Origin of the sequence: Rhodopseudomonas sp. B29 (genome assembly GCF_000333455.1) — a bacterium.
Taxonomy (GTDB): domain Bacteria; phylum Pseudomonadota; class Alphaproteobacteria; order Rhizobiales; family Xanthobacteraceae; genus Rhodopseudomonas.
In genome coordinates this window covers 1-4,227 of the sequence record NZ_BADD01000033.1, presented here as the reverse complement: position 1 = coordinate 4,227, position 4,227 = coordinate 1, and the positions used below count along the sequence as shown (strand labels likewise).

The 4,227-nt window shown below is 65.7% G+C and carries 4 protein-coding genes and 1 pseudogene; 2 read left to right on the top strand and 3 right to left on the bottom strand.

Annotation, left to right across the window (positions count from 1 at the left end):
• A pseudogene (locus I5M_RS31120) lies at positions 1–193 on the bottom strand (hypothetical protein); the annotation flags it as partial.
• Between the two features lie 498 nt (positions 194–691).
• Between I5M_RS31120 and I5M_RS00970 the strand changes: the two are divergent.
• Positions 692–1,180, top strand: coding sequence for a single-stranded DNA-binding protein (locus I5M_RS00970; RefSeq protein ID WP_022719691.1), 489 nt, complete (start codon positions 692–694; stop codon positions 1,178–1,180).
• Between the two features lie 43 nt (positions 1,181–1,223).
• On the opposite strand, the gene I5M_RS00965 is transcribed toward I5M_RS00970, so the two are convergent.
• Together I5M_RS00965 and mazG are read right to left on the bottom strand one after the other, a co-directional pair.
• On the bottom strand, positions 1,224–2,519 hold the full coding sequence (locus I5M_RS00965; RefSeq protein ID WP_031334905.1) for a hemolysin family protein: 1,296 nt from the start codon (positions 2,517–2,519) through the stop codon (positions 1,224–1,226).
• A gap of 78 nt (positions 2,520–2,597) precedes the next feature.
• A complete protein-coding gene (gene mazG, locus I5M_RS00960) occupies positions 2,598–3,422 on the bottom strand; it encodes a nucleoside triphosphate pyrophosphohydrolase (RefSeq protein ID WP_022719689.1) in 825 nt (274 codons plus the stop codon).
• Positions 3,423–3,536: 114 nt separating this feature from the next.
• Here mazG and queC point away from each other — a divergent pair.
• The coding region (queC, locus tag I5M_RS00955; RefSeq protein ID WP_022719688.1) for a 7-cyano-7-deazaguanine synthase QueC at positions 3,537–4,227 on the top strand (691 nt) is incomplete at its 3' end.

Here is a 4,227-nt window from a genome sequence, read left to right as displayed (position 1 = left end):
GGCCGAGATAATCCCAACGCGCACGGCTGGTACCCCAGCCCCCGTTGGCGCCGATGTAGAAGCCCGACCAATCATAGATCGCCGCCATCATCGGCGGAGCCTTGGTGTAGGGGCGGGCAGCGAGATCGGCAGCCATGGCCGGAGCCGCGCCCATCGCGATCAAACCAACAGTCCCCAGCAAAAACTTTTTCATCTCAAATCCCCCAGCTCTTCGTCGTGTTCGCCCGTATCGTCGTGGCCGGTCCCGTCGGCTGCACCGTTGATCGAGCAGGATGTCAGTGCGCGAGCGCCCTCGCTGATGTCGTCAACATACGCGAGTCTGCGGAAAAAACCGTCACCCAAAAACCACACTTCGTGACGAACTACGCGGCGCCGAAATCGATGAATTGTTTACGGAAATTCTAAGGTGGGCGGGTGATCAAGGCGGCTCACGGTGGTTCCCGAAGCGGGACACACGCGGAAAATCCGCCTAAACTTCAGGCTGGTGCCCAGATGGGGTTTTCTGGCGAACAAAACTGGAACATACTTGCATATCGTGGATAACCACGCGCTCGGGGGCGTTACTCGGTTCAAGACGATGGCTCCGGCCTGGGAGATCGGCGTAAGCGCTGGGACAGCCGCATTTGCCGGGCGGGTAGGCGCCTGGGTGCCGTGGTTGGTGTGTGTCGTGTGAATTGAGGAGGAGACGGCGATGGCGGGTAGCGTGAACAAGGTGATCCTGATTGGCAATCTCGGCGCTGATCCCGAGATCAAGCGGACCCAGGACGGGCGGCCCATCGCAAATCTGCGAATTGCCACCTCCGAGACCTGGCGGGATCGCGCCACCGGCGAGCGCAAGGAAAAGACCGAGTGGCACCGGGTCGTGATCTTCAACGAAGGGTTGTGCAAGGTCGCCGAACAGTACCTCAAGAAGGGTGCGAAGGTTTACATCGAAGGCCAATTGCAGACACGTAAATGGACCGACCAGAGCGGTGCCGAGCGCTACAGCACCGAGGTTGTGCTGCAGAACTTCAACTCGACCCTGACCATGCTGGATGGCCGCAGCGGCGGTGGCGGCTATGGCGGGGATGACTCCGGCGGCGATTTCGGCCAGAGCGGCCCGTCCGGCGGCGGTCAGCGTCGTCCGGCGCCGGTCAGCGGTGGACGCGGCAACGACATGGACGACGACATCCCGTTCTAACGCGCGGAGTGAGTTAAGGCCGGAAGCGATCGCGGCTCTCGTCCTACGGCAAGGCTTCCGGATCCGGCAGCCTTGCAGCCAGGATCTTGTCGATGCGTCGGCCGTCGAGGTCGACGATCTCGATCTGCCATCCCTGATAGACGAAGCGGTCGCCGACGGTGGGCAGGGCGCCATAGTGGTGCAGCACCAGCCCGGCTACGGTGTGGTAGTCGCGGTGATCGGGCAGCGGCACGCCGAGCAGGTCGCCGAATTCGTCGACCGGCATCCAGCCCGCGATCAGGTACGAGCCGTCCTCGCGCCGCACGTAGGTCGGTTCGGGCGGTCCTTCCTCCGAGCTGAAGGCGCCGACGATCGATTCCATGATATCGGCCGTCGTGACGACGCCCTCGAAGGCGCCGAACTCGTCGTAGACCAGCGCCATGTGGACCGATGATTTGCGCAGCACGGCCAGCGCGTCGCGCGCGTCGGCGGAAGCCGGAATTACCGGCGCATCGCGCAGGAGGGCTCGGAAATCCGGCGTCTCGCCGCGCAGTAGAACGCTGAGCACGTCCTTGGACTGGATGATGCCGATCGGGTCGTCGCTGTTGCCGTCGGCGACCGGCAAACGCGAATGCGGGCTGGCGATCAGCGCCGCACGGATCTGTTCGGGCGAATCGGCGAGGTCGATGATGTGAACCTCCGGCCGCGGCGTCATCACCGCGCCGACCGGGCGGTCGCCCAAGCGCATCACGCCGGCGATCATTTCGCGCTCGCCCGGCTCGAGGACGCCGGCGGTCTCGGCTTCCAGCACCAGGGTGTGAATTTCCTCTTCGGAGACACGCTCCTCGGCTTCGCCGGCCTTGCCGAGCAGCGCCAGGATGGCCTTGCCGGAGATATCGAGCACGAACACCAGCGGCAGCGAGACCTTGGCCAGCACCACCATGGCCGGCGCCGCGCGCACCGCGATCGATTCCGGATCGCGCAGCGCGAGCTGCTTGGGCACCAGTTCGCCGACGATCAGCGTGGCGTAGGTGATCAGCGTCACCACGAGGCCGACCCCGAGAATATCGGCGAACGGTACGCCCGCGGTCGCGAGCACTTCGGACAGTCGCTGGCCGAGCGTCGCGCCCGAGAACGCTCCCGACAGCACGCCGACCAGCGTGATGCCGATCTGCACCGTGGAGAGAAACCGGCCTGGATCCTCGGCGAGCCGCAGCGCCTGCATGGCGCCGCGCACGTTACGCTGGGCCAGGATCGACAGCCGCGCCGGCCTGGACGAGACGATGGCCAGTTCCGACATCGACAGCAGACCGTTGGCGACGATCAACACCGCCACGATCCCGATTTCCGCCCACAACATGATGCCGGTGTCGTCCTTCCGCTGAAACTCCATCCACCAGATAGGATGTCCGGGTCGATCCTGAAACCGGCTGTGTAACTAGCCGTCGCGTTCGAGCTGCTTGGCGTCGTCCCACAACGCATCCATTTCGGCCAGCGTCGATTGCTCGGGCGTCTTGCCGCGGGCGGCGAGGGCGCGTTCAATGTGGGTGAAACGGCGCTCGAACTTGGTGTTGGCGCCGCGCAGCGCCATCTCCGGATCGGCGCCGGCATGGCGGGCGAGGTTGACCAGCGCGAACAGCAGATCGCCGGTCTCCTCAGTGATGTGGGCCTGATCGCCGGCCTCCAGCGCGGCTTCGATCTCGTCGGTCTCTTCGCGGATCTTGGCCAGCACCGCGTGCGGGTCGTTCCAGTCGAAGCCGACCTTGGCGGCCTTGCGCTGTAGCTCCATCGCCCGCGACACCGCCGGCTGGCCAGCTTTGACGCCCGCCAGCACCGAGGTGTCGTCCGGCGCGTCCAGCCCGCGCCGCGCGGCGCGCTCGGCCTTCTCCTGCGCCTTGATCTGGTCCCACACGCCTTCGACGTGGCCTGACGTGACATTGCCGTTCGCGTCGGCGAAGACGTGCGGATGACGGCGGATCATCTTGGCGGTGATCGCCTCGACCACGCTGCCGAAATCGAACGCGCCGCGCTCCTGCGCAATGCGCGCATGAAACACCACCTGCAGCAACAGATCACCGAGCTCCTCGCGCAGATCGTCGAGGTCATTTCGTGCGATCGCCTCGGCGACCTCGAAGGCCTCTTCGATCGTGTAGGGCGCGATCGTCGCGAAATCCTGCTCCAGATCCCAAGGGCAGCCGGTCACCGGGGTGCGCAGCTGAGCCATGATCTCGATCAGGCGGGCGATGTCGCGGGAAGGGGTCATGGATCGGCTTTCGGCAAGGCGGCGAGGGTGGCACTTCTATGCCGCAAGCCGCCGCACTGTCCCAGCGAAATCCTGTGATTTGGCCGCCGCGCGCCTCAGTGCTATGCGAGCCGCATGACCGATCCCATCTCCGACCAGACCGCGCTGGTGCTGTTCTCCGGCGGGCAGGATTCCGCGACGTGCCTCGCCTGGGCGCTGTCGCGCTTTGCGCGCGTCGAGACCATCGGCTTCGACTACGGCCAGCGCCATCTGATCGAGCTGGATTGCCGCGACCGGCTGTTCGACGGCTTCCGCGCGATCAGCGCCGAGTGGGCCGCGAAGCTCGGTGACAACCACACGCTGTCGATCCCGACGCTGAACGCGATTTCCGACACAGCGCTGACCCGCGATGTCGCCATCGCGATGGGCGTCGACGGCTTGCCCAACACCTTCGTGCCGGGCCGTAACCTGATCTTCCTCACTTTCGCGGCGGCGCTGGCCTATCGGCGCGGCATCACCGACATCGTCGGCGGCATGTGCGAGACCGATTACTCCGGCTATCCGGATTGCCGCAACGACACCCTGCAGGCGCTGCAGGGGGCACTGTCGCTCGGCATGGCGAAGAGCTTCACGCTGCACACGCCGCTGATGTGGCGCGACAAGGCCGCGACCTGGCAGCTCGCCCACGACCTCGGCGGGACTGCGCTGGTCGATCTGATCCGCGAGCACTCGCATACGTGTTACCTCGGCGAGCGCGGCGCCCGGCACGCCTGGGGCTATGGCTGCGGCGAGTGCCCGGCCTGCCGGCTGCGCGCCAAAGGCTGGC